18 protein-coding genes and 1 pseudogene are annotated in these 22553 nt (G+C 72.4%); 7 read left to right on the top strand and 12 right to left on the bottom strand.

What is annotated here, in order from left to right; all coding sequences use genetic code 11:
* The first annotated feature begins 248 nt into the window (after positions 1-248).
* The gene (locus tag V6V47_RS12665) at positions 249-2006 is read left to right on the top strand and encodes a CDP-glycerol glycerophosphotransferase family protein (protein ID WP_334628350.1); all 1758 of its coding nucleotides are present in this window, start codon (positions 249-251) and stop codon (positions 2004-2006) included.
* A gap of 56 nt (positions 2007-2062) precedes the next feature.
* Here the strand turns inward: V6V47_RS12665 and V6V47_RS12660 are convergent, their stop codons facing one another.
* Complete coding sequence (locus tag V6V47_RS12660) at positions 2063-2401, bottom strand: DUF952 domain-containing protein (protein WP_334628349.1); 339 nt, start codon at positions 2399-2401, stop codon at positions 2063-2065.
* Between the two features lie 114 nt (positions 2402-2515).
* Between V6V47_RS12660 and V6V47_RS12655 the strand changes: the two genes are divergently transcribed.
* From V6V47_RS12655 to V6V47_RS12645, 3 genes are all read left to right on the top strand, one after another.
* A complete protein-coding gene (locus V6V47_RS12655; RefSeq protein WP_334628348.1) occupies positions 2516-2827 on the top strand; it encodes a hypothetical protein in 312 nt (103 codons plus the stop codon).
* 87 nt (positions 2828-2914) lie between these two features.
* Positions 2915-3571, top strand: a complete 657-nt coding sequence (locus tag V6V47_RS12650) for a response regulator transcription factor (RefSeq protein WP_334628347.1) — start codon at positions 2915-2917, stop codon at positions 3569-3571.
* A gap of 9 nt (positions 3572-3580) precedes the next feature.
* Entirely contained in the window at positions 3581-4999 is a 1419-nt protein-coding gene (locus tag V6V47_RS12645) for a sensor histidine kinase (RefSeq protein WP_334628346.1), read from the top strand.
* A gap of 57 nt (positions 5000-5056) precedes the next feature.
* Here the strand turns inward: V6V47_RS12645 and V6V47_RS12640 are convergent, their stop codons facing one another.
* The 4 genes from V6V47_RS12640 to V6V47_RS12625 form a co-directional block, all read right to left on the bottom strand.
* A complete protein-coding gene (locus V6V47_RS12640; RefSeq protein ID WP_442934224.1) occupies positions 5057-6010 on the bottom strand; it encodes a TAXI family TRAP transporter solute-binding subunit in 954 nt (317 codons plus the stop codon).
* Positions 6011-6079: 69 nt separating this feature from the next.
* Entirely contained in the window at positions 6080-6721 is a 642-nt protein-coding gene (locus V6V47_RS12635) for a hypothetical protein (RefSeq protein WP_334628344.1), read from the bottom strand.
* Between the two features lie 109 nt (positions 6722-6830).
* Positions 6831-7628: a peroxide stress protein YaaA gene (gene yaaA / locus V6V47_RS12630; protein WP_334628343.1), complete on the bottom strand. Its 798-nt coding sequence runs from the start codon at positions 7626-7628 to the stop codon at positions 6831-6833.
* 54 nt (positions 7629-7682) lie between these two features.
* Positions 7683-9302 carry an ArnT family glycosyltransferase gene (locus V6V47_RS12625; protein WP_334628342.1) on the bottom strand — a complete coding sequence of 540 codons (1620 nt, stop codon included), beginning with the start codon at positions 9300-9302 and terminating at the stop codon, positions 7683-7685.
* Positions 9303-9426: 124 nt separating this feature from the next.
* Here V6V47_RS12625 and V6V47_RS12620 point away from each other — a divergent pair, with 124 nt between their 5' ends.
* Positions 9427-10467, top strand: a complete 1041-nt coding sequence (locus tag V6V47_RS12620) for an App1 family protein (RefSeq protein ID WP_334628341.1) — start codon at positions 9427-9429, stop codon at positions 10465-10467.
* A gap of 41 nt (positions 10468-10508) precedes the next feature.
* On the opposite strand, the gene V6V47_RS12615 is transcribed toward V6V47_RS12620, so the two are convergent.
* The 6 genes and pseudogenes from V6V47_RS12615 to V6V47_RS12590 all read right to left on the bottom strand — a co-directional run bounded on the left by V6V47_RS12615 (position 10509) and on the right by V6V47_RS12590 (position 18892).
* Positions 10509-10916, bottom strand: coding sequence for a hypothetical protein (locus V6V47_RS12615; RefSeq protein ID WP_334628340.1), 408 nt, complete (start codon positions 10914-10916; stop codon positions 10509-10511).
* Positions 10917-11098: 182 nt separating this feature from the next.
* A complete protein-coding gene (locus V6V47_RS12610; RefSeq protein ID WP_334628339.1) occupies positions 11099-11899 on the bottom strand; it encodes a hypothetical protein in 801 nt (266 codons plus the stop codon).
* A 428-nt stretch (positions 11900-12327) separates the two neighbouring features.
* Complete coding sequence (gene glgB / locus V6V47_RS12605) at positions 12328-14430, bottom strand: 1,4-alpha-glucan branching protein GlgB (RefSeq protein WP_334628338.1); 2103 nt, start codon at positions 14428-14430, stop codon at positions 12328-12330.
* Between the two features lie 227 nt (positions 14431-14657).
* Positions 14658-16706, bottom strand: a pseudogene (locus V6V47_RS12600) (maltotransferase domain-containing protein); the annotation flags it as partial.
* A gap of 276 nt (positions 16707-16982) precedes the next feature.
* Positions 16983-17180, bottom strand: coding sequence for a winged helix-turn-helix domain-containing protein (locus V6V47_RS12595; RefSeq protein WP_334628376.1), 198 nt, complete (start codon positions 17178-17180; stop codon positions 16983-16985).
* 461 nt (positions 17181-17641) lie between these two features.
* Complete coding sequence (locus V6V47_RS12590; RefSeq protein WP_334628337.1) at positions 17642-18892, bottom strand: HNH endonuclease signature motif containing protein; 1251 nt, start codon at positions 18890-18892, stop codon at positions 17642-17644.
* Between the two features lie 108 nt (positions 18893-19000).
* Between V6V47_RS12590 and V6V47_RS12585 the strand changes: the two genes are divergently transcribed.
* Positions 19001-19945: an inositol-3-phosphate synthase gene (locus tag V6V47_RS12585; protein ID WP_334628336.1), complete on the top strand. Its 945-nt coding sequence runs from the start codon at positions 19001-19003 to the stop codon at positions 19943-19945.
* Positions 19946-20019: 74 nt separating this feature from the next.
* Here the strand turns inward: V6V47_RS12585 and glgA are convergent, their stop codons facing one another.
* Positions 20020-21249: a glycogen synthase gene (gene glgA / locus V6V47_RS12580; RefSeq protein ID WP_334628335.1), complete on the bottom strand. Its 1230-nt coding sequence runs from the start codon at positions 21247-21249 to the stop codon at positions 20020-20022.
* Positions 21250-21319: 70 nt separating this feature from the next.
* On the opposite strand from glgA, the gene glgC reads away from it, so the two are divergent.
* The gene (glgC, locus tag V6V47_RS12575; protein WP_334628334.1) at positions 21320-22552 is read left to right on the top strand and encodes a glucose-1-phosphate adenylyltransferase; all 1233 of its coding nucleotides are present in this window, start codon (positions 21320-21322) and stop codon (positions 22550-22552) included.
* The last annotated feature ends 1 nt before the right edge of the window (position 22553 follow it).

The following is a 22553-nucleotide window of genomic DNA, read 5'->3' as shown; positions in this document are numbered from 1 at the left end:
CGGGCGCCCACGCGGTGCCCGGCTCGGTGAGGTGTGGAGCTTTGCCCGAAATGATGCTGGATACCCGAGCGACACCGCACTGTCCCTTCGCGTTAAGGTCGCAGTCACACGCTGCCGGCCGTCACGCGGATTCGGGCCGCAGCCGCCGCTGCCCGCTGCACGTCGCGTGCCGTGGGTGATGCGCGGCGGGGAGTGACGTCGACCACCGTGGGCCCAGCCCGTCATGGAACTCGTAGGGAGCGAACTCGTTGTTCGGCACGTTGACAGGACGCATCGGAGTGGCCGCCCGCAGCGCGCTGCTGGTGCTGTCCTACCTGGTCATGCTCGTCGCCGGCGCCCTCGGCTGGGTCGGCCTGTTCGCCGTCGCCGGGCTGGCCGCCGTGATCGGCGAGTTCGCCCTCGCCCGCTGGTCGCCGCCGTCCCAGCTGCTGCTGGAGAAGGTCGGCCTGAGCTTCTCGTACCGGCAGTTGACCCGTGATCTGGCGGCCGTGCTGTTGGTCGCGGCGCAGGTCGCGCTCACCGGCGTCGAGCTGAGCTGGCTGCTGATCCTGCCCGCCACGGTGTGGGTCGTCTCGGTCTTCGCCGGCGCGCTCTCCACCATGATCGACCGTCGCGATCCGTTCGCCGCGATGGTGCGCAACATCGAGCTGGGCCCGATGCGCTCGGTTCCCCGGCCGCCGTCCTGGGCGGCTGCGGTCGCCGGTGACCGGATGCCTCTGCTCAACCTGCTGCTGGTGCCGGCCGCGGTGGCCGCCGCGGTCCAGCACGACGGGACGCCGTTCCTCGTCGCCGCCGTGGTGGCGACGGCCGCGACCGCGCTGGTGGGCGCGATCATCGCGCTGACCTGGGTACGGGGCCGCGGCGCGGGGCCGGGCCCGCTGATGCCCGCCGTGCAGCGCTGGCTGGACACGTACCGACCCGAGGTGGCGCTCTACTTCGCCGGCCCGGTCAAGGACGTCTACCAGGTCAACATGTGGCTCGCCCCGACCGAGGCGCTGAACCAGCGCGCCGTGGTGCTGATGCGCAGCAAGGAGGCGTTCCTCGAGCTGGCCGACACCCGGCTGCCGGTGATCTGCGTACCGGCCGGGGTGGACTTCATGAACCTCGAACTCGGCAGCATCCGCGCGGCGCTCTACGCCGCGAACGTCGGCGCGAACATCCACATGCTCCGCGAGCCCGGCACCAAGCACGTGTTCGTCGGGCACGGCGACAGCGACAAGCAGGCCAGCGTCAACCCGTACAGCAAGGTGTACGACGAGGTCTGGGTCGCCGGCCTGGCCGGTCGGGAGCGGTACGCCAGGGCCGGCGTGGGCGTTCTCGACTCGGACATCGTCGAGATTGGTCGGCCGCAGCTCGCCGGGGTGCACACCTTCGGCGCCGAGTCGGTGGACCGGCCGTTCACCGTGCTCTACGCGCCCACCTGGGAGGGCTGGCTCGACGACGACCCGTACCACACCTCGTTGGTGCTGATGGGTGAGCGGATCGTCAAGGGGCTGCTGGCCACCTCGCCCCGGGTTCGGCTGATCTACAAGCCGCACCCGCTCACCGGGTCACGGTCGAGGGCGGCCAGGACCGTGCACGACCGGCTGGTGGCGGCGATCCGGGCTGCCGGCGGCAACCCGAACGCCTCGTCGCTGGACGGGACGCAGCACCTGGTGATCACCGATCGCACACCGGGGCTGTTCGACTGCTTCAACCAGACCGACCTGCTGATCAGCGACGTGTCCAGTGTGGTCTCCGACTTCGTGCAGAGCCAGCGACCGTACGTGGTGGCCAACCCGGCCGGCCTGTCGGAGGACGAGTTCCGCCGGGAGTACCCGACGGCGCGGGCCGCGTACCTGCTCTCCAAGGACTGCGGTGAGCTGGAGAAGATCGTGGCGGTGACCCGGGCCGGCGACGACCCGATGACCGACGCCCGCCGGGAGCTGAAGACCTACCTGCTCGGCCCCGCCGACGCCAACCCGATGGACCGGTTCCAGGAGGAGATCGGCCGCCTCTGCCGCTGACCCGCGTACGGCGATCCGCGCCCGGCCCGACACCTGTCGGACCGGGCGCGGTCACGTCAGCCCAGCAGGCCGGCCACCGCCTCGGCGGCCGGCACGTCCGCCGCCAGCGCCTGCGCCGTCACCACCGCCGTCACCGGCAGCGGGCCGTACACGTGCGGAAAGAGCTGCCCGCCCCGGGACGGCTCCCAGCGCAGGGTGGCACCCAGCCGGTCGGGGTCGACGGTCAGCAGGGTCAGCCCGGTGACGCCCGCGAAGTGGTGCCGGGCGGTCTCCACCACCTGATCCGGACCGGAGAGGTGGATGAACCCGGACTCGTGGTCGAACGCCGTACCGGTGAACGTGCCGGCGGCCAGGGCGGCGTTCCATTCCGCGGTCGACAGCAGTTTGTAGATCACAGCGGCAGCTTACGGGGGCGTCGCCGCCGTAAGCGCCCGGTTTTCCCCCGTACCGCCGCGCCCGTCGCCCCCCGCCGGGCATGCTCAGGTGGACCGGCCGCGGAGGGGATGGCGATGGAGAGCTACGACGACGACTGGACCGACAGCCAACGCGCGCTGTACGACGAGTGTTACCGGGCCGGCGGCGAGTGGGCGGAGGACCCGGACACCCCCTCCGACGACGTCCAGCACGTGATCAACCTGGCCGAGGCGGACGACGACGCGTTCAACGACGCCGAGATCGACTACCCGCCGCTGGTCGACGCGGTCACCCAGGCCAGCGGGGTCAACGTCACCAGCGTGCCGGCCCGACACGACGACCCGGGTTTCCGGGGGTTCGTCGACGGCGTCCGGGACGGCGTCAACGACGACGTCTTCGGCCTCTGAGCGGTCCGCCCGGGGACACGGGCCTCCCGCTCGCGCCACGCTTCTGCCACCATTCGCAGGACAGCGCTGCGACGGACGGGGGCACGGGTGCGGATCCTGCTGGTGGAGGACGACCGCCGGGTGGCCGCCGCGCTCTCCTCCGCCCTCACCCGACGCGGCTACCAGGTCGAGCACGCCGCCACCGTCGCCGCCGCGCTCGCCGCGGCCCCGTGCGACCTGGTGCTGCTCGACCTGACGCTGCCCGACGGGGACGGCACCGACCTGTGCCGGGAGCTGCGCCGACGCAGCAGCCAGCTCGGCATCATCGCGGTGACCGCGCGGGGCGAGGAACGCGACCGGGTGCTCGGCCTGCGGCTCGGTGCGGACGACTACGTGGTCAAGCCGTTCTCCATGGTCGAGTTGCAGGCCCGGATCGAGGCCGTCCTCCGCCGGGCCGCGCACACCGTGCCGGAGCGGCATCTCATCGAGGCCGGCACGGTACGCATCGACGTGGCCGCCCGTACGGTGACGGTGGCCGGCCGCGCGGTCGCGCTGACCCGTAAGGAGTTCGACGTCCTGGTCTCGCTGGCCCGTCAGCCCGGTGTGGCGGTGCCCCGCGACCGGATCCTGCTCGACGCCTGGGGCACCACCTGGGCCGACCGGCACACCGTCGAGGTGCACGTCGGGTCGCTGCGCGGCAAGCTGGGCGACGCGGGTCTGGTGGAGACCGTCCGTGGGGTCGGCTACCGGCTGCGCGATGCGTGAGGGGCGGCCGTGCGGCGTCGACTGGTGATCAGCTACCTGCTGCTGATGGTGCTCGTCCTCATCGCGTTGGAGACCCCGCTGGCCGCGACCCTGGCCAGCCGCGAGACCGAGCGGGTTCGCGCGGACCGGCTCGCGGATGCCACCCGGTTCGCCTCGCTGGCCGGGCCGGCGCTGCGCGGCGGCGGCCCGGGGGCGCTCAACGAGGAGTTGCGCAGCTACGACGAGCTGTACGCGATCGGTGCGGCGGTGGTCGACCGGGACCGGCGCACCGTCGTGGCCTCGGCGAACTGGCGGTCGGCAGCGGGCACCGCCACCGCACTGGACATCGCCCTGTCCGGGCAGCAGACCAGCGGCCCCGAGTCGGTCTGGCCGTGGACGGACGGCGCGGTGGTGGTGGCGGTGCCGATCAACGACGGTGGCGAGGTGCTGGGCGCGGTGGTGATCGCGACCCCTGCCGGCCCGGTCCGCCGGACCGTCACCGTCTGGTGGCTGCTGCTCGCCCTGGCCGGCCTGCTCGCGGTGCTGGCCTGTGTGCTCACCGCGTTCGGGCTGGCGGGCTGGGTGCTGCGCCCGGTCACCGAGCTGGACGCGGTCACCCACGAGATCGCCGAGGGTGACCGGGGCGCCCGGGTGCTGCACCGGCTCGGCCCGCCGGAGCTGCGCCGGCTCGCGGCCAGCTTCAACCACATGGCCGACGTGGTCTCCGACGTGATGGACCGACAGCGGGCGTTCGTCGCGCACGCCAGTCACCAACTCCGCAACCCGCTCACCGCGCTGCGGTTGCGGGTGGAGGAGTTGGGCCCCAGCCTCACCGACCCGGACGGGGTGTCCGAGCACCGGCTGGCACTGGAGGAGACCGACCGGCTCGCGCTGGTGCTCGACGCGCTGCTCACCCTGGCCCGTGCGGAACGCGAGGAGAACGAGCGGATCACCGTGGACGCCGCCGCGGTGGCCGCCTCCCGGGTGGCCGCGTGGGCGCCGCTGGCACGGCACCGCTCGGTGGCGCTACGGCTGGCGACGACCGACGCGCCGGCGTACGCCCGGACCGTGCCGACCGCCGTCGACCAGGCCCTCGACGCGTTGATCGACAACGCGGTGAAGTTCAGTGGGGCCGGCGGAGCGGTGACGGTGACCGTGGCCCGCCGCGACCACGGCGTGGCTCTGGAGGTGTCTGACACCGGCCCGGGCATGACCGAGAGTCAGCTCGGCCAGGCCACCGAACGGTTCTGGCGGGCACCGGACGCGCAGAACGTGGACGGTGCCGGGCTCGGTCTGACCATCGCGGCGGTGTTGGTCGACGCCTCCGACGGCCGGCTCACCATGCGTCCCGGGGAGTCCCGTGGGCTGGTCGCCGGCCTGTGGTTTCCGGCGCCCCCGGCCGCCGTGGCACCGACGGACGGTGATCCGCCGCTGGCGGCGGTCCGGTGACGCGGTGCCGGGCAGCCGACCTGCTGCCCATGTCCGCCCGCTGGAGGGGGCCGGGTGTCAGGGTTTGGCCGCGCGGTACCAGGCGGCGGCGCCCGGATGCAGCGGCAGCGGTGTGGTGGCGATAGCCGAGCGGGGGCTCATCCGCCCCGCCGCCGGGTGCGCCGCGCCCAGCTCGGCCCGGCGTTCCATCAACAGCCGGGTCACGTCCCGGACCAACTGCTCGGGCAGGTCGGCCCGGACGATCAGATAGTTCGGGTTGGCCACCGTCGTCACCGGGTCCACGCCGTACACCGAGCGGGGGATGTCCCGGGAGACGTAGACCTCGCTGAAGCTGGCGCGCAGCGGCTCCGTCCACTCGCCGAGGTCCACGATCCGGGTGGCGCTGCTTCCGGCCAGCTCCTTGATGGCGCGCACGGGCAGGCCGCCGGAGAAGAAGAACGCGTCGATCAGCCCGGCCCGCAGCGCCGCCACCGAGTCGTCCAGCCCGAGCCGCTCCCGGCGTACGGCGGCGCCGCCGAGCCGGGCCACCTCCAGCAGCCGGGTCGCGGTGATCTCGGTGCCCGATCCGGGCGCACCGACGGAGACCCTCCGCCCGCGCAGGTCGGCGACCGTGCGCACCGGCCCACCGCCGGTCGTGACCAGGTGCAGTTGGTCGTCGTACACCCGGGCCACCGCCTCCACCGGCGGGCGACCCGCCGCGGCGGTGGGCAGCACATCGGCCTGGGTGAAGCCCAACTCGGCCTCGCCGGAGCCGACCAGCCGGATGTTCTCCGCCGAGGCGGCGGTGACCACCACGCTGGCCTGCACGCCCGGCAGCTCCCGGTTGAGGATGGCCGCCAGGGACCTGCCGAAGGCGTAGTAGGTCGCGGTGGGGCTGCCGGTGGCGATCCGGATCTGCTGCGGCGCGGCCGGGGCGTCCCGGCAGCCGGCGACGCCGGCCAGCGTCGCGGTCAGCAGGAACGCGAGCAGGGCCGCCGTCCCCGCGCGACGGCCGGAGGGGGTACGACTCACGCGGTGCACTGTGCGCCGTCGGACCGGTGCGCCGCAAGCCCGTTCGGGGGCAGACGGCGCGGTCACGGGTCAGCAGGCCGAGCGTCGCGCGGGTTCCAGCGCCGCGCTGTGCAGGATTCGTTCCCGGTCCGGCCCGTCGGCGACGCTGACCAGGAAACAGCCGGTGCCCGGGCGGAGGACGGCCGGCACGTCGAGCATGGCCGCGCCACGGATCAGCACCGCGGCCAGCTCCCGGTCGGTGATCCGTACGCCGAGGATGTGCCGCCGGACGTGCCGTCCGCCGGCCAGCAGCGCCGACCGCCAGGCAGCCGCCGCGAGTCGGGACACCCACCGGCGGCGGGCCGGGGACGCCCCGGGCAGCGGACCGCCCAGCATCTCCCGGCGCCCCTGCCGCCAGGCGGTGTCCACCAACCGGGCGTACGCGTCCTGGTGCTCCCGGGGCACCCAGAGCCGGTGCACCTCGAAGCGGCGGCGGAGACCGCCGACGGTGACCTCGTGGCTGACGGGGATGTCCAGCCGGGCGAGCAGTTGCCGCATCCGCTGCGCCGCGTCCTCCCGGTTGAACTCCACCCCCGGTCGGTCGGCGGTCGGCGGCGGCGTGCACCGCAGCAGGCAGGCGGCTTCGAAGGCGTCGCTCAGCGTCAGCCAGTCCAGCGGGGGAGGCGGCACCGGGCGGCGGGGTCGGTCGAGCAGAGCGGGTTCGCGGGCCACTGCGGGGCTCCCTCGTCGGAGTCGTGGTCCCCCTACCGTGCCGGGTGCGCCCCCGGCACGGAACGGGTGCCGCCCAGCCTTGAGCAAATCTTGCGCCGGACGCGCCCGACTACAGCTCGGTGACCACCACGTCGACCGGTCGGGGCCGCCCGGCGGGCGCGTCCTGCTCCTGCACGGTGTACTTCAGCTCACGCAGCGTGCCGATCAGCTCCGCCGCGCTGCGCGGGCGGGCGCCGGCGAGCAGCAGGTCCCGGACCAGGCGCCCCTTGGTGGCCTTGTTGAAGTGGCTGACCACCGACCGCACCGGCACCCCGTCCACCTCCCGCTCGTGCAGTACGCGCACCGTCACCGTGCGGGCGGCCAGCTCCCCGCGCGGCGTCCAGGTGGCCGCGTACGCGCCGGAGCGCAGATCCAGCACCGGGCCCGCGCCGGCCGCGGCGTCCACCGCCGGCGCCAGCTCGTTCCGCCAGTACGCGGACAGCGCTCCGACGCCGGGCAGCCGGGCGCCGATCGGGCAGCGGTACGGCGGAATCCGGTCGGTGAGCCGCACCGCGCCCCACAGCCCGGAGCTGATCAGCACCGATCGGCGGGCCGTCCGCTGCGCCGCCGACGGCAGCGAGGCCAGCTCCAGCGCCTCGTAGAGCACCCCGGTGTAGATCTGTGCGGCCGGCGCGGTGGCCGCCACCCGCAGCCGCGCGTTGCGGCGCAACTCGCCGCGCTGGCCCACGCTGAGGCCGAGCGCGGTCCGGGCCGCCGCCTCGTCCGGCCCGGCGCTCAGCGCCACCAGCGCGTCCAGCACCCGCTCCCGGGCCGGGTTCAGCTCCGGCAGGGCGAGCTTGTCCGGGGCCCACCGCCGACCGGTGCCGGCATCGGCCTTGCCCTCCGAGGGCGGCAGCAGGATGAGCATCGGGTCTCCTCGACGGGCGGATCGGCGGCAGCCCGGCCAGCGTACGACCCGCCCCTACCGCCAGGGCCGGACCGGGGCGTCGGGGTGGTACACGCGATAGCCGCCGACCTCGCGTACCGGGGCCGCGCCCGGTTGGCCGGCGAGCAGGTGACGCAGCCGCCGCTCCATCGGCGAGTCGATCTCCACCACGTAGCCCGGTCGCGCGGCCCGCCCGACGTGCCGCCAGTAGGGCTGGTAGCGGTTCTGCCCGGGGGACAGGTCGCCGTCGAGCACCGCGCAGACCACCGCCTCGTCGGTATTGAAGATCAATCGGTTGCAGGTCCAGTAGTCCCCGTACACCTCGGGTGGCCCGTCGGTGCGCAGCGCGGTGGCCAGCTCGCGGGCCCCGCGCTCGTCGGTCCGGGACGCCGCGGTGCCGCTCGCCGCGAAGAGCACGGTGATCAGCACCGTGGTCGCGGTCAACGCGGCCAGCACGGCGGTCGCCAGCGCGCCGGTGAGCCGACCGAGCGCGCCCACCGTGCCCCGCCAGCAGGCGACCGCGGCCACCCAGAGCGGCCAGAGCACCGCCGGCAGCGACAGTTGCAGCACGGACAGGTAGCGGGCGTTGTCCAGTGGGCTGGTCGCGGCGAGCGGAGTGCGCACGTACGACAGCAGGGTCAACGCCGCGCCGACGACCAGCGCGAGCTGCACCACCGGCCCGACCCGCTCCCCGCGTGGCCTCCCGGCGGCCCGGCGGTACGCGACCACCGCGAGCGCCGCGGCGGCCACCAGGAGCACCGGGTAGAGCAGGCCGAACCACTGCTGCCAACGGCCGCAACCGTCCACCGGGCAGAGCCCGTGCGCCAGCGGCACCCCCTCCAGCAGGCCGCCCCGGATCCGGTCCGCCCAGGGCGGCATCGGCCCGGCCTTCGTGCTGACCTCGCGGAACACCGACAGCGAGTCGTCACCCGGCCCCGCCCGCAGGTTGTCCCAGAGCATCGGCGCCACCCCGACCAGGAAGCCGCCCACCAGCAGCAGACCGGCCCAGCCGACCAGCTCCCGCCACGCCGCCCAGAGCAGCGCCAACCCGGCCACCAGCAGGTACGGCAGGATCAGCCAGTCCGACCAGACGGACGCCCCGACGAGCAGGCCGAACAGCGCGACGGCGAGCCACCGACGGCGGACCGTCCCAGCGGCCAGCCCTCCGGCGATCAGCAGCATCAGCAGCACCGCCGGCTTCACCTCGGGCCGCCCGCCGACGACGGTGAGCTGGTCGCGCACCACCCGTTCCGGGCCGAGCGCCAGCAGGCCGACGAGGAGCGCCGCGAACCACGGCGTACCGAGCCGACGGGTCAGCCGGTAGATCAGATAGAGGAAGACCGCGTAGAGGGCGAGCATCGGCAGCCGCAGCACCGGCCAGCTCGGCCCGGCCAGCGCGATCAGCGGCGCGGCCAGGTACGACTCCAGCATCCCCATGTAGTGCTGGCCGTAGAGGAAGACCGGGCGCTCGCGACCCTGCGCGATGTGCAGCGCGGCGAGGCCGAAGGTCGCCTCGTCGCTGTTCGACACCGGCACCGTGAACAGCGTCAAAACCAGCCGGTACGCCACACCGGCGACCCCGAGCAGCAGCGCGACGAGCGCCGGCCGGTCGAGTCGTGGGCGCCACCGCCCGCCCTGCTGCACTGGGTCTGACACGACCACGCCCCCGTCGTCGTCCCGACCGGAGTGTTTCACGGCCGGCGGACCGCCCGGGGTGGTTCGGCGCAGCCGGGGGCCGGCTCGCGTGGCCGTGGCTGCCGACGTGTGGCAGGGTTGGCGGGTGCCACCCACTCCCGCCGGCCAACTGGCCGTGCCGAATCTGCACCGGGCCGCGCGGATCGAAGACGCCGTGCACCAGCTCGTGGAGCGTCGGTTGCGGCGCACCGGCTGGCGGATGAACATCGTCGCGTACACCGGCTACGGCTCCCCGGGCTGGGTGCGGGTCATGTGCCGCGTGCTGCTGGGCCGACCGGACACCCGTCAGCGGGGCCGGCTGGACAAGGTCCGCGGCTGGCGCAGCTTCACCACCCTGCCCGCCAAACACGTCACCGTGACCATCGAGGCCGGCGGGGTGCGCCACGAGACGCGGGCCGACCGCAGCGGCTTCGTCGACACCCTGGTCGAGGCGGACCTGGCGCCGGGGTGGGGCTGTGTCCGGCTCAGCGTGCCGGACGCCGAGCCGGTCGAGGCGCCGGTGCGCATCCTCGACCCGGACGTCAAGTTCGGCATCCTCTCCGACATCGACGACACGGTGATGGTGACGGCGCTGCCCCGCCCGCTGCTCGCCGCATGGAACACGTTCGTGCTCGATGAACACGCCCGAGCCGCCGTGCCCGGCATGGCGGTGCTGTACGAGCGACTCGTCACCGCCCACCCCGGTGCGCCGGTCTTCTACCTCTCCACCGGCGCGTGGAACGTGGCACCCACGTTGACCCGCTTCCTGTCCCGGCACCTCTACCCGGCCGGGCCGCTGCTGCTCACCGACTGGGGCCCGACCGCCGACCGCTGGTTCCGCAGCGGCATGGAGCACAAGCGGTCCACCCTGGCCCGGCTTGCCCGGGAGTTCCCCGAGGTGCGCTGGCTGCTGGTCGGCGACGACGGTCAGCACGACCAGGAGATCTACCGGGAGTTCGCGGCCGCCCACCCGGAGAACGTGGCCGGGGTGGCGATCCGCCGGCTGTCCCCGACCCAGTCGGTGCTGGCCGGCACCCTGCCCGCACCGGCCGGCCGCCCGTCGGCAGGGCCGGTGGGGCAGCAGTGGCTCTCCGCGCCGGACGGCGCAGGCCTGTGGATGCTGCTCCGCGGCGCCGGCCTGGTCTGACCCGCGACGTCCCACGATCAGCAGGCGGCGACCAGGCGTCGCTATCGTGCCGGTGCTCGAACGAGCGCGACACGTCGGCCGTAGTCGGTGGCCACGGCTATGACGAGGGGACCCCAGGCGAGCAGTGGGGCGTAGTAACGGAGAATTTCCCAACCGGGAGCCTCATGCACCGGTTCGTCGCTGCCAATTCCGACCCAGGTGCCCTGAACGAAGTGGAATTGCTGATTCAGCACGAAGTACACGCAGATGGCGACGAGCAGCCAGCCGCCGACCAGCGCGACGAGCAGGACTGGCCGCGCCGGTATGGGACGGCCCCCGACAAGCGGCACCCAGTGCGGGACCCGCTGCCCCCAGCGTTGCACCAGCCCGAGTGTCAACAACGCCAGCCCCATCGACACGGTCGACAGGAGGATCATGTACCACGCTGTGACGGCGTCGTCGGTGAACACCAGGGACAGTCGCCAGAGCGCGGACGGCAGGACGCAGAGCGGGACGGCGTATGCGGCGCAGACGGCCCAGGGTGACGGGGCGGCGGCGCAAGGGCGGCTGGGATCAGTGGGGCTCATGGTGCTCCGATCTGTGGAGGCCGGCGCCGCGGGAGGCTCTGGCCGTGACGGGGAACCCGGCGGCTCTACGCCGAGACGCCGGCCGCTGTCGTCTGCTCCCGGCCCGGCCGGGTGGCGAGGGCATAGCCGGCGGTCGTGACACCCAGCGATACGCCCCAGCTCAGGAACACCAGCAGAGTGGCGGCCGACGCCCACTCGTCCCACACCTCCGACCAGTGCAGGTCGCCCGCGACCAGTTGGCCGACGAACACCGCGACGCTCAACACGCCGTAGGTGACCAGCGCCAGCGCCACCGCGCCGGCCGGGACCACCGCCAGCAGCCGGGGCACCCGTCGTCCGCGCAGGCCCGGCACCCAGGGTGGAAACTGCTGCCCCCACCGCTGCACCAAGCCGAGAACGAGGAGACCGGCGAGCGGCGGAACGAGAGTGATCGCCAGGCCCGTCGGCGTCGAGAGTTCCTCATGGATGCTGTTCAGGTCGTGCTGAGGCATGCCGAACGGAACACCGAGCGCCCAGAGCCCGTGTGGCACGGCCCAGCCGACCACCGGAAGCGCGACGGCCACGTACGCCCAGCGGCGTGTCCACCGCGGCACCGGCTGGTAGCCGGCCACAGCGTGTCCGTGCTGGGGACCGGATGCGGCCGCGAGCCCGGCGAACAGGAGGCCACCGGCCACCAGCGCGATCCGGGCGCCGAGGTCACGCCAGTCCGAGGGACGCCCCGCCACCGCGGCCGGGACCTCGAAGAGCAGGTGCAGCGGGAGCGCGATGACCAGGAGCAGTGCGGCCGCGAGCCAAGCACCGATGGCCGCCGCGTGGCCGGAGAACCGAACCGCGCACACGACCACCACCGCGAGGGCAACGCACACCCCTATCGCTCCCCATCCCGACCAGAACGGCAGCGCTTCGACGCGGTCAGCGCCGCACCCGCCCGCCGGATCTGCCAGGTCAGTTCGGTCGCAAGCGGTGTATCCCCACCGGCCACCCGCGATCCAGGAGAGACGCAGGGCTACCTCACCGACGATGAAGACGACACATGCCGCCGCCCATGGTCTGGCCCCGCCGGAGCTCACGTCAGCAGTCCGGTCTCGATCCGCAGCCACACCGACAGTCATGAATCAATGATCTTCGGCGCTGGCGACCTCGTCCTCCCCGGCAGCGGGGATCGCACTCCCTCTGCTGAGGGAGGGGTCGTCCGGGCTGTATGCGGGCGCGCCCAAACACCACCGGGAAGGAAAATCGAACGCCGGAGGCGCCTGTCTGCCCGGTGGTGCGTTCTGCGGTCCGTTCCCGGCGGTCAGCCCTGGCGGAGCCAGATGGCGCCCAGCGGCGGCACCTGGAGTGCGGCGGAGGCGACCATTCCGTGCCACGGCACGTTCTCGGCGTGCACCGCGCCCAGGTTGCCCACCCCCGACCCGCCGTAGTGGTGCGCGTCGGTGTTGAGCACCTCGGTCCACGCCCCGCCGGCGGGCAGGCCGACCCGGTAGTCGTGCAGCGGCTGGGCGGAGAAGTTGGCCACGCAGACCAGCGTCGAGCCGTCCGGCGCGATCCGGACGAACGACACGGTGTTGTTGGCGACGTCGTCGCCGGCGATCCAGCGGAAGCCGGCCGGTTCGGTGTCCTGCGCGTACAGCGCCGGGGTGTCCCGGTAGACCCGGTTCAGGTCACCGACGAGCCGTTGCACGCCGGCCCGGGCCGGGTCGTGCAGCAGGTACCAGTCGAGGCCGCGTTCCTCGCTCCACTCCCGGTCGTCGGCCAGCTCGGAGCCCATGAAGAGCAACTGCTTGCCGGGGTGCGCCCACATGTACGCCAGCAGCGCCCGTACGTTGGCGAGCCGCTGCCAGGTGTCGCCGGGCATCTTGCTGGTCAGCGAACCCTTGCCGTGCACGACCTCGTCGTGGCTGATCGGCAGCACGTAGTTCTCGCTCCACGCGTACGCCAGGGAGAAGGTGAGCTGGTGGTGGTGGTGCTGGCGGTAGATCGGGTCCTTCGAGGTGTAGAGCAGGGTGTCGTGCATCCAGCCCATGTTCCACTTGAAGCCGAAGCCCAGCCCGCCTTCGGCGGTCGGCCTGGTCACCCCCGGCCAGGCGGTGGACTCCTCGGCGATCATCACGACGCCGGCGTGGTGTTTGTAGACGGTCGCGTTCACCTCCTGCATGAACGCGATGGCCTCCAGGTTCTCCCGGCCGCCGTACTGGTTGGGGGACCACTGACCGGCTGGCCGGGAGTAGTCGAGGTAGAGCATCGAGGCGACGGCGTCCACCCGCAGCCCGTCGATGTGGAACTGGTCGCACCAGTAGAGCGCGTTGGCGACCAGGAAGTTGCGCACCTCGCGGCGGCCGAAGTCGAAGACGTACGTACCCCAGTCCGGGTGCTCGCCGCGCTGCGGGTCGGGGTGCTCGTAGAGCGGGGTGCCGTCGAAGCGCGCGAGGGCCCACTCGTCCTTCGGGAAGTGGGCGGGCACCCAGTCCAGGAGTACGCCGATGCCGGCGGCGTGCAGCCGGTCGACCAGGTGCCGGAACTCGTCCGGGTCACCGAACCGGGAGGTCGGCGCGTAGTAGCCGGTGACCTGGTAACCCCAGGAGCCGCCGAACGGGTGCTCCATCACGGGCAGGAACTCCACGTGCGTGAAGCCCAGCTCGGTGACGTACGCGGTGAGCTGCTCGGCCAACTCGCGGTAGCCGAGGCCCGGACGCCACGAGCCGAGGTGCACCTCGTACACGCTCATCGGTTCCTTGTGCGGCTGCCGCTCGGCGCGCCGGGTCAGCCAGTCCGCGTCGGACCACTGGTACGTCGAGTGGTGCACCACGGAGGCGGTGGCCGGCGGCACCTCGGCGTACGCCGCGAGGGGGTCGGCCTTGTCCCGCCACTGCCCGTCGGCGCCGAGGACGCGGTACTTGTAACGGGCACCGGCCCCGGCGTCGGGGACGAACAGCTCCCACACGCCGCTGGAGCCGAGCGAACGCATCGGCCAGCCCTCGTCCGGCGCCCAGCCGGTGAAGTCGCCGATCACCCGTACGCCCTGGGCGTTGGGCGCCCAGACGGCGAACGCCACGCCGCCGTCGACGACCCGGGCACCGAGCGCCTCCCACAGCCGCTCGTGCCGGCCCTCGCCGATCAGGTGCAGGTCCAGCTCGCCAAGGGTCGGCGGGTAGCGGTACGGGTCGTCGTGGAGGGCGCCGTCGACCTCGACCCGGTAGTCGAGAACCTCGCCGGGCAGCACCGCCTCGAAGACGCCGACGTCGTGAACCCGCTTCATCGGGTGTCGGTCGCCGTCGACCAGCACTGTCGCGTCGCCAGCCCCGCGCCGCAACGTGCGGATGGTGGTCTGCCCGTCGGCGGGGTGCGCGCCGAGCACCGCGTGCGGGTCGTGCGTGACGCCCCTGATCAACTCGTTCATCGGGCATCCTTCCGGCCGCGGTGGGGCGGGGTTTGCTTGATCTTGGTCTTGGGCTTGGACCGCTGCGGCGGCTTTCCGGCGGGCTTGGCCTGACGGGATGCGTCCGGCTCCGCGGCGGTCGGAGCGGCATCCGTCGGACCGGCAACCGTCGGGACGGCATCGGTCGTGTCGGCACCGATCGGGACGGCATCGCTCGGGGCGTCATCGGCCGGCGCGGGACCGGTCGGGGCGGGACCGGTCGGGGCGGTGCCACCGGACAGGTCGTCCGGCACCTCGGCGACGGTGAGCTGCGCCGGCTCGACGCCCGCCGGCTCCGGCACGGTCGGGGGGATCGGCCGGCGCACGGTCAGCACGTGCGCGGGTTGCAGGTACGGGTCGAGCCGAACCGCGTTGCGCTGCCCCCAGTCGTAGCTGGTGCCGGTCAGCTCGTCGTACACGGTGAACCGCTCGTGCCAGTCGAAGCCGAGCGCCGGCATGTCCAGCGTCATGTTGCCCCACTGCACGGCGTGCGAGTCGAACGAGCAGACCACGATGACCGTGTTGCCGGTCCGCGGGTCATGCTTCGACCAGCAGAGCAGCGCCGGGTTGTCGATGTCGTGGAAGCGCAGGTTGCGGAGCTGGTGCAGCGCCGGGTTGTCCCGGCGTACGCGGTTGAGGGTGCCGAGGAACGGCGCGAGCGAGCGGCCCTGCGCCTCGGCGCCGGCCCAGTCCCGGGGGCGCAGCTCGTACTTCTCGTTGTCCAGATATTCCTCGGCACCCGGCCGGGCCACGTGCTCGAACAGCTCGTAGCCCGCGTACAGCCCCCAGGAGGGGGAGAGCAGCGCGGCCAGCACCGCCCGGATCTTGAACATCGGCGGGCCGCCGTGCTGCAACGACTCGTGCAGGATGTCGGGGGTGTTCGGCCAGAAGTTGGGCCGCATGTAGTCGGCCGCGACGACCAACTCCTCGCAGTACGCCCGCATCTCGGCGGCCGTCGTGCGCCAGGTGAAATAGGTGTACGACTGGGTGAAGCCGATCTTGCCGAGGCCGTGCATGATGGCCGGCCGGGTGAACGCCTCGGCCAGGAACAGCACGTCCGGGTCGACCGCCTTCACCTCGGCGATGAGCCAGTGCCAGAAGTCGAACGGCTTGGTGTGCGGGTTGTCCACCCGGAAGATCCGGATGCCCTCGCCGATCCAGTGCAGCACCACCCGCAGCACTTCGGCGCGGATGCCCTCCGGGTCGTTGTCGAAGTTGACCGGGTAGATGTCCTGGTACTTCTTGGGCGGATTCTCCGCGTACGCGATGCTGCCGTCGGCCCGGGTCGTGAACCACTCCGGGTGCTCGGTGACCCACGGGTGGTCCGGCGCGCACTGCAACGCCAGGTCCATGGCCACCTCCAGGCCCTGCGCGGCAGCCGCCTCGATGAAGGCCCGGAAGTCTGCCGGCGTACCCAGATCGGGGTGGATGGCGTCGTGGCCGCCCTCGGCGGCGCCGATCGCCCACGGCGAGCCCACGTCGGTCGGCCCAGCGGTGAGCGCGTTGTTGGGGCCCTTGCGGTTGACCCGGCCGATCGGGTGGATCGGCGGCAGGTAGAGCACGTCGAAGCCCATGGCGGCGACACCGGGCAGCCGCTCGGTGGCGGTGGCGAAGGTGCCGGAGCGGTCTCTGGTCGCCCCTTCGGAGCGGGGGAAGAACTCGTACCAGGCGGAGTAGAGCGCCCGCTTCCGGTCCACCCAGAGGGAGTACGTCTCACCCTCGGTGACCAGCTCCCGCACGGGGTGCTCCCAGAGCAGGTCGGCCAGCGCCAACGCCGGGTCGACCCGCTGCGGCAGCGACAGCTCGGTGTCGACCAGCGCGGTGAGCGCCGCGGCGAGCCTCTTCCGTTCGGCGGTCGGCACCAGTTCGCGGGCCGCGGCGAGCACCCGCGCGCCCTCGGCCAGGTCATTGGCCAGCTCGGCCGGCCCCTGCCCGGCGGCGATCTTCTTGGTGACGGCGTTCTGCCAGGTCAGGTACGGATCGTGGAACGCCTCGACGGAGAAGCTCCAGGAGCCCACGGCGTCCGGCTGGATGGTGGCGTGCCAACGGTCCTGACCCGGCTCGCCCGGGCGCATTCGCGTGAAGGGTCGCGCAGCGCCGTCCGGGCCGAGCCAGACCACGTTGCAGCCGAGCGCGTCGTGGCCCTCCCGGTAGGCACGGGCCGACACCGGCACCGGCTCGTCGACCACGGCTTTGGCCGGGTAGCGGCCGCAGGCGACGACGGGGGAGACGTCTTCGATCGGGAACCGTCCTGTCACCCCGCCAACCTACTGTGCGAGATCTTCTCGCGCGCGGCAAGCAACCCCATCGCCGTCCGATCTGCCCCCGCGCCCAAGATCCGCGCAGTTTCGGGGAAACTGCTGCCTGCGAGCGGGTTGAGGCAGCAGTTTCCCCGAAGTTGTGCGGATCTTGACGGACGGGGCCGTGGGCGGGGCGGCCCCGGGGGCCCGCCGGTGGGCTCGCGGGGATCGTCGGCAGCTCAGCCACTCGACACGCAGGGCGCGGTGTTGCTGAACTGCCACCGATCGCCTCGGTCAAGCGGGTGGCTCGGCCGCCACAAACGATCCCTTGCCCTGGCGGGTGACGATCCAGCCCCGCTCCTCCAAAATTCGGAGGGCGTATCGAACCGGCCACGCGCTCGACTGGTACTGCTCGCGCATCTCGGCGATGGACGGCAGCTTGTCGCCCGGCGGCAAAGTGCCAGCGCGGATTGAAGCCACGACATCGTCAATGACCTGCCCCTACAGCGGTGCTTGCGGCATGGCGGTGCCACCTCTCGTCAGCGATCCGATCCTCGCACCCGGAGTGACATGCCGTGCATGCTCGCGGCGACTCTCCATGTCACCTGACCGCGCGTCCCGCGGCACGAGCCGGCCGTGCGGCAGCTAGGCGTCCGGGATGTGTCGGGTGAGCAGCGCCACTATGGGCCCGAGCGCCACCGACGCCGCGCAAAGCTGCACAACGGCTCGCGGAGCCGGGCAGTCTCTCGCGGAGCCGGGCAGTCTCTCGCGGAGCCGGGCAGTCTCTCGCGGAGCCGGGCAGCCTTTCGCCGAGCCGCGCAGCCTTTCGCCGAGCTGGAGGACGCCGCGCGGAGTCGCACGACTTTTCTGGGCCGGTCGGGCACCTCCTCGACCCGGTTTGGGCCGTGGGTGGGAGCGCCGTTCCGGCGGTGGCGTTGGTTGCCGACTCGTGGCTATCTGCGCCGGTGGTAGTGGTTGCGGCGGGGGAGTTGGTCGGGGTCGAGCCAGGCGGGAGGCACGAATTCGGGGTGGCCGTCGGCGCCGAGGTGGACGGCCCAGTCGCTGTGGTGGACGTGTCGGTGGTGGTGGCCGCAGAGGAGCACCGCGTTGTCGAGGCTGGTGGGGCCACCGTCGGCCCAGTGCTTGATGTGGTGGGCGTCGCACCAGCGGGGTGGGCGGTCGCAGCCGGGGAAGGCGCAGCCGCGGTCGCGCAGCACCAGCGCGCGGCGTAGCGGGCCGGTGATGAGTCGGCGTTGCCGGCCGACGTCGAGGACCTGACCGGCGCCCCCCAGGATGGCGGGCAGGACGCGTGCGTCGCAGGCCAGGCGGCGCACCGCGTCGGCGCTGAGATGCCCGCCGGTGTCGAAGGTGCCCGCGTCGAGGTCTCGGCGCAGGGTGTCGTAGCTGGTGGTGACGACGAGTTGGGTGGGGTCGCCGGCGTGTTCGGGAAGCTCGCCGGTGCGCAGGGCGAGGCGGCACACGTCGGCGAGGGCGTCGTGGCGGCGTTGCCCGGGAGTGCGGGTGTCGTCGGGCCCGGCGGGTGTGGTGAGCGGGTCGAGGGCGGCGCGGAGGAGGGCTGCGGCTTCGGTGTCGAGGGTGCCGGTGAGGCGCAGGTGACCGCCGGGCTGCTCGCTGATGGTGACCTGCCGGTCTCGGGCGGCCCGCGACTCCTCCGCCTGCAACGCTGCCAGCGCCGCGGCCTCGGCGACCTCCGGGGCGACGTGGTCGAGGATCCGGGTGCCGAGCTTGCGTAACAGGGCGGCGTCGAACTGCGCCGCCCAGCCGACGAGGACACCGACGGCCTTGTCGGCGGCCTCCGCCCCGGCGGTGGCGTGCACGGTTTCGGCCGTCTCGGCGATGACCCGGACCTGGTCGACAGTGACGGCCCCGCCGGCCAACGCGTCGCGCACCCCGGCCGGAGCGCTGTCGAGCATCGCGGCGAGCTCGACCAGACGGCGGGCCGCACCGACCCCGAGACGCAGCCGGTCACGCAACCACACTGCCGTGGAGGACGCGCCCTGCGCGGTCGCGGTGCCTCGACCGTCCAACTCCCGCACGAGGGTCAGCTTGACCGCGGCCACGCGTTGCTCGATGCGGTGCGCGGCATCCAACGCGGCGATGAGGTCGTGCTCGGTGGTGGCCCAGGTGGCCGCGTCGGTGCAGACCGCAACTGCGGCCTCTGCCTGCGCCAACGCATCGATCACCAACAAAGACTAGAACAGGTGTACGACAACTTTCGGCGCCAACGTTCGTGCTGGCCGGGGGCGGCTCGACGCCCCACCGAATGGGCTGACTGGCGTAGCCTCCCGCCCATGATCGAACGGGTGCGAGTCGCGGTGGTGGGTGTCGGCAACAACACCTCGGCGTTGGTGCAGGGGATCGCCCTGTACCGCCAGACCGGCAGCCTGGTGGGCATCCGCAGGCAGGAGGTCGACGGGCTCGGGGTGGGCGACATCGACTTCGTGGCGGCCTTCGCCACCTCCGACGAGAAGATCGGCAGGGACCTGACCGAGGCGATCTTCCTGCCGCCCAACAACTTCCCGCGGCTCGACTGCGAGCTGCCCACGGCAGGTGTCCCGGTAACCAGGGGGCTCGTCGACGCGAGCGAGGTGGATCGGGTGGCGGCGGCACTGGCCGGGGCGGAGGTGCTGCTCTACTCGGCGCCGAGTGGCCGGCCGGCGACCGCCCGGGCGTACGCCGAGGCCGCCCACCGGGCGGGCGTCGCCTTCATCAACACCACCGCCGACCCGGTAGCCCGCGATCCAGAGCTGATCGAGAGATTCGAGGCCGCCGGTCTGCCGCTGGTCGGTGATGACCTGGCCAGCCAGTTCGGCACCTCCGTGGTGCACAGGGCGCTGCTGCGGCTGCTGGAGGAGCGTGGCCTCACCCTGGTGAGTTCGTACCAGGTCAACCTGGGGGGTACCGAAGACTTCCGCAACCTGGTCGAGAACCCGAACTCCAAGAAGCAGTCCAAGCTCAACGCGTTGTCGACGGCCGACAAGGTCGAGTTGGCGCCCCTCGGCTACCTGCCGCACCTGGGGTCGCGGAAGGTGGCGCACCTCAACCTCGAGGCGAAGGGCTGGGGCGAGACGGCGGTGAGCCTGGACGTGAAGCTGACCGTGCACGACCCGAGCGGTGCCGCGGGGGTCAACATCGACCTCATTCGCCTGGCGGCCAGCGCGCTGCGCAACGGGCAGGGTGGAGACCTCGCCGAGGCGGCGTCGATGCTCAAGTCGCCCCCTGGAACGGCGATCTGAGGTCACCCCTTAGCGGCACCGCTCGCCGACCGCTTGGAGGATCTCCGCTTCAGGCTCGGCGTACCGCACGCCCCTCAGCGCGGGCCGAGGGCCGCGCCGACCGAACGGTAGATGTCCAGGGTCTGCCGCGCGATGGCGTCCCAGGAGAAGTGCTCCACCGCGCGGCGCCGCCCAGCCAGGCCGAACTCGGAGGTGCGGCCCGGGTCGGCGAGCAGCTCGTTGAGTGCCGCGGCCAGGTCGGCGACGAACTTCTCCGGTTGCAACGGCGTCCCGGAGCCGTCGGTGGCCTGCTCGATCGGCACCAGCAGGCCCGTCTCGCCGTCGGCCACCACCTCGGGGATGCCGCCGGTGGCGGTCGCGACGACGGCGGTCTCGCAGGCCATCGCCTCCAGGTTGACGATGCCCATCGGCTCGTACACGGAGGGGCAGGCGAAGACGGTGGCGTGCGTGAGCACCTGGATCACCTCGGGCTTCGGCAGCATCTCGGCCACCCAGACCACCCCGGAGCGGTTGGCCCGCAGCTCGGCGACGAGGCCCTCCACCTCGGCGGCGATCTCCGGAGTGTCCGGAGCGCCGGCGAGCAGCACCAGTTGGGTGTCGGCCGGCAGCTCCCGGGCGGCGCGCAACAGGTAGGGCAGACCCTTCTGTCGAGTGATCCTTCCCACGTACGCGACGCTGGGCCGGGTCGGGTCGATGCCGAGCCGGTCCAGCACGTCGGTGCCGCCGTCCGGGGCGTACTCGATGGTGTCGATGCCGTTGTAGACCACCCGGACCCGGTCGGGGTCGATCTGCGGGTAGGCGGTCAGCACGTCGTTGCGCATCCCGCCACTGACCGCGATCACCGCGTCGGCGGCCTCCATCGCGGTGCGCTCGATCCAGGAGGAGAGCGCGTAGCCGCCGCCGAGCTGCTCGGCCTTCCACGGCCGCAGCGGCTCCAGGCTGTGCGCGGTCACCACGTGCGGCACCCCGTGCAGCAGCTTCGCGGTGTGTCCGGCCAGGTTGGCGTACCAGGTGTGGCTGTGCACCACGTCGGCGCCGGCTGCGGCGGCGGCCATCTCCAGGTCGACGCCCATCGTGCGCAGCGCGGCGTTCGCGCCGGTCAGGCCGGGCGGTTCGGGGTACGCGGTGACACCGGGCTCGGTGCGCGGCAGGCCGAAGCAGTGCACCCGGACGTCGGCGAGTCGGCGCAGCTCCCGGGCCAGATATTCCACGTGTACGCCCGCGCCGCCGTAAACCTCCGGCGGATACTCACGGGTGAGCAGATCGACGCGCAGGGGTGCGGTGGCCGGGGAGGAGTCGGTCATGTGCGCACCCTAGTGCAGAAGTGTCCCCGTCCGAGTGGTGAAGTGGGACGCGGGTGGATAGCGTCGGGGCATGGCTGCCAAGGTGCTCGCGATCGTCCTGGCGGGTGGGGAGGGCAAGCGCCTGATGCCACTCACCACGGATCGGGCCAAGCCGGCCGTCCCGTTCGGCGGGATGTACCGCATGGTCGACTTCGTCCTCTCCAACCTGGCCAACGCGGGCTTTCTCAAGATCGTCGTGTTGACCCAGTACAAATCCCACTCGCTCGACCGGCACATCACCAAGACCTGGCGGATGTCCACGCTGCTCGGCAACTACGTGACCCCGGTGCCGGCGCAGCAGCGTCGTGGCCCCTGGTGGTTCGCCGGTTCCGCCGACGCCATCTACCAGAGCTTCAACCTGATCAACGACGAGCAGCCCGACTACGTGATCGTCTTCGGTGCCGACCACATCTACCGGATGGACCCGCGGCAGATGGTGGAGGACCACATCGCCTCCGGCGCCGCGGTGACCGTCGCGGGCATCCGCCAGCCGCTCTCGATGGCCGACCAGTTCGGCGTCATCGAGGTCGGCGACGACGGCAAGCGGATCCGGGCGTTCCGCGAGAAGCCCACCGACGCGGTCGGCCTGCCGGACGCGCCGGACGAGATCTACGCCTCGATGGGCAACTACGTCTTCACCACCCGGGCGCTCTGCGAGGCCGTGGAGCGCGACGCGGAGGACAAGACCAGCAAGCACGACATGGGCGGCAGCATCATCCCGATGCTCGTCGAGCGGGGCGAGGCCAACGTCTACGACTTCCGCGACAACGAGGTGCCGGGGAGCACCGACCGGGACCGCGGCTACTGGCGGGACGTGGGGACGCTCGACTCGTTCTACGACGCGCACATGGATCTGATCAACGTGCACCCCGTGTTCAACATGTACAACTTCGAGTGGCCGATCTACACCGAGCAGCCGCCGTGGCCGCCCGCGAAGTTCGTCCACCAGTGGGGCGAACGGGTCGGCCGCGCGGTCGGTTCGATGGTCTCCCCGGGTGTGGTGATCTCCGGCTCGCTGGTGGAGAACTCGATCGTCTCGCCGAAGGTGCGGGTGCACTCCTGGGCGCACGTCGACAGCTCCGTGCTGATGGAGGGTGTCGAAATCGGCCGGCACGCGGTGGTCCGGCGAGCCATCCTGGACAAGAACGTTTTCGTGCCGGAGGGCGCGGAGATCGGCGTCGACCTGGAGAAGGACCGGCAGCGCTACACCGTCTCCGACAACGGCATCGTGGTGATCGGCAAGGGCCAGAAGGTCGAGCTGTGAC

It is taken from the genome of Micromonospora sp. CPCC 205539 (assembly GCF_036906815.1).
Classification (GTDB): domain Bacteria; phylum Actinomycetota; class Actinomycetes; order Mycobacteriales; family Micromonosporaceae; genus Micromonospora.
The sequence above is the reverse complement of the archived record's forward strand: the minus strand, read 5'-3'. Positions and strand labels throughout refer to the sequence as shown.

Coding starts and splice junctions, on each gene's coding strand:
- V6V47_RS12655 (WP_334628348.1), top strand. CDS start 2,516: ATGGAGAGCTACGACGACGACTGGACCGACAGCCAACGCGCGCTGTAC.
- yaaA (WP_334628343.1), bottom strand. CDS start 7,628: ATGCTCATCCTGCTGCCGCCCTCGGAGGGCAAGGCCGATGCCGGCACC.
- glgB (WP_334628338.1), bottom strand. CDS start 14,430: ATGAACGAGTTGATCAGGGGCGTCACGCACGACCCGCACGCGGTGCTC.
- V6V47_RS12585 (WP_334628336.1), top strand. CDS start 19,001: ATGATCGAACGGGTGCGAGTCGCGGTGGTGGGTGTCGGCAACAACACC.
- glgA (WP_334628335.1), bottom strand. CDS start 21,249: ATGACCGACTCCTCCCCGGCCACCGCACCCCTGCGCGTCGATCTGCTC.
- glgC (WP_334628334.1), top strand. CDS start 21,320: ATGGCTGCCAAGGTGCTCGCGATCGTCCTGGCGGGTGGGGAGGGCAAG.